We start from the raw sequence: 2,030 nt of genomic DNA on the forward strand, positions 1-2,030 counted from the left end.
GCGGCGCGGCTCTGGGCCCGCGGGGTCCTGGCCGGCCTGCACGGGATCGTCGGCCTGCGCTACGTCGAGGAGGGGCGCGAGCACATCCCGAACGAGCCCTGCCTGCTCGTGGCCAACCACCAATCCACCTGGGAGACCCTGGCCTTCCTGGTGCTGGTCCCGGACGTGGCCATCGTGGCCAAGCGCGAGTTGCTGGCGATCCCGGTGGTCGGCTGGTTCCTGCGGCGCTCGCCGATGATCGTGATCGACCGCGCCAACGGCACGCAGGCCCTGCGAGCGATCATCGAGGGCAGTCAGGCCGCCGTCGCGGCGGGCCGCTCGGTGCTGATCTTTCCGGAGGGCACGCGGGGCCGGGCCGGCGACCCGCTGCAGTTCAAGCGCGGCGTGGAACTGCTCTACGGCCGGCTGCGCCTGCCGGTGGTGCCAGTCGCGGTGAATTCCGGCCTGTTCTGGCCCCGGGGCATGGCCACGCGGGCCGGCACGATCGTGGTGAGCTACCTCGCCGCCCTCGCGCCCGGCCTGCCGGCCGCGGAGTTCCTGCGCGGCACCGAGGGCGCGATCGACCGCGAACTCGACCGCTGGCGTCCGGCCGACGCGCAGGGGCGGCGTTAGCCCCCGTCCCCGCCCCGAACAATCAGGGCTGCGCGCGCCTCCCGCGGCACGGGAGCCGCTGACTACATCGCGAGCCACCACCAGCAAGCTGTTCGGGTGGGCGACGATCAGCTCTCACCTGTCGGCCGGACTTTAGACGACGGCAATCACGGTCTTCGATCAGCGGATCGGCGCGATCGGCCGGATCGCCCCCCCGCAAGCGTGTTTTCGCAACAGACGCGATCCACCGAATACCGATCGTCTCGGTATTCCCTACCGACGCCTGGATTTGCAACCCACAGTTGCACAAATGGTTACTTGATGAACCCGGAGGTGTTCATGTCGCTCTCTCCCGCCGCCATCCTCAGCCCCGCTTCGCGCTCCCTCGCATGGCTCGTCGGCCCCGACGCGCTCCTGTCCACGACCGCCCTCTCCACCGGCCAGCTCGCGAGCCTCGGCCCGATCGCCTCGATCATCGAGGGCACCGTCGATAACGGCTCCGCGGATTCGGGCGGATCGGCGCTGCCGGACACGGTCAGCGCCACGGCGAACCAGATCGTGCTCGACACCCACGCGCAGATCGAGGGGTTCGCCCACGCGGTCGCGCCGCTGAACGGGCCGCTGCACGGATTGACCAATCTCGGCGAGACCGTGGGCCTCGGCCATATCGGCGAGGCCGGCAACCTGATCACCGACCTGACGGGCGCCGTCGCCAACCCGACAGGATCCGGCGCGATCCCGTCGCTGCTGAGCGATGCCGGTGCCGTCGCCACGGCCGCCGGCACGCTGCTCGAATCGGTCACGGCGGTGCCGGCGAGCGGCAACGGCCTCGTCGGGGCCGGCGGAATCCTCAGCCCGGCGACCAGCATCCTCAACCAGGCCGTCCTCGACCTGCACACGACGCTGGAGGATGCCGGCCATCAGGTGTCGGTGCTCAATGCGCCGGTCCACGCGGTCACGGCTCTCGGCGAGACACTCGGCCTCGGTTATCTGGGTCAGGGCGGCAACCTCCTGACCGACACGCTGGCCCTGCCCGGATCGCTCCTGACCGGCGGCGGGCTCGCCTCGGCCAGCCCGGTCCTGTCCGATCTCGGCCACGTCCTCGGCTCGGCCGACACCCTGGTCGGCTCGATCACCGGCGCGGCCAATGCCGGCGGCCTGCTCTCGTCGGACGGGCTGCTGGCCTCCGTCACCAACCTGGCGAACACCGCGGTGCTCGACATCCACGCGACCCTCGAGAATCTCGGGCACGGGGTGCCGCTCCTGAACGACGCGCTCCACGGCCTGACCAATCTCGGCGAGACCCTCGGCCTCGGCTATCTGGGGCAGGGCGGCAATCTCCTGACCGACGTCGCGGCCCTGCCCGGCGACCTGCTGGGCGGCCAGGGGCTCGGGGCGCTGTCGCCGATCCTCAACGATGTCGGCGCCGTGACCCACGC

The 2,030-nt window shown here is 71.2% G+C and carries 1 protein-coding gene and 1 pseudogene; both read left to right on the plus strand.

The window, feature by feature from the left end; genetic code table 11:
- On the plus strand, positions 1-612 hold a 612-nt coding region (locus FV228_RS27970), incomplete at its 5' end, for a lysophospholipid acyltransferase family protein (RefSeq protein WP_147857477.1).
- A gap of 318 nt (positions 613-930) precedes the next feature.
- Positions 931-2,030: pseudogene (locus FV228_RS27975) on the plus strand (hypothetical protein); the annotation flags it as partial.

This window comes from Methylobacterium sp. WL18, assembly GCF_008040015.1.
Lineage (GTDB): Bacteria > Pseudomonadota > Alphaproteobacteria > Rhizobiales > Beijerinckiaceae > Methylobacterium > Methylobacterium mesophilicum.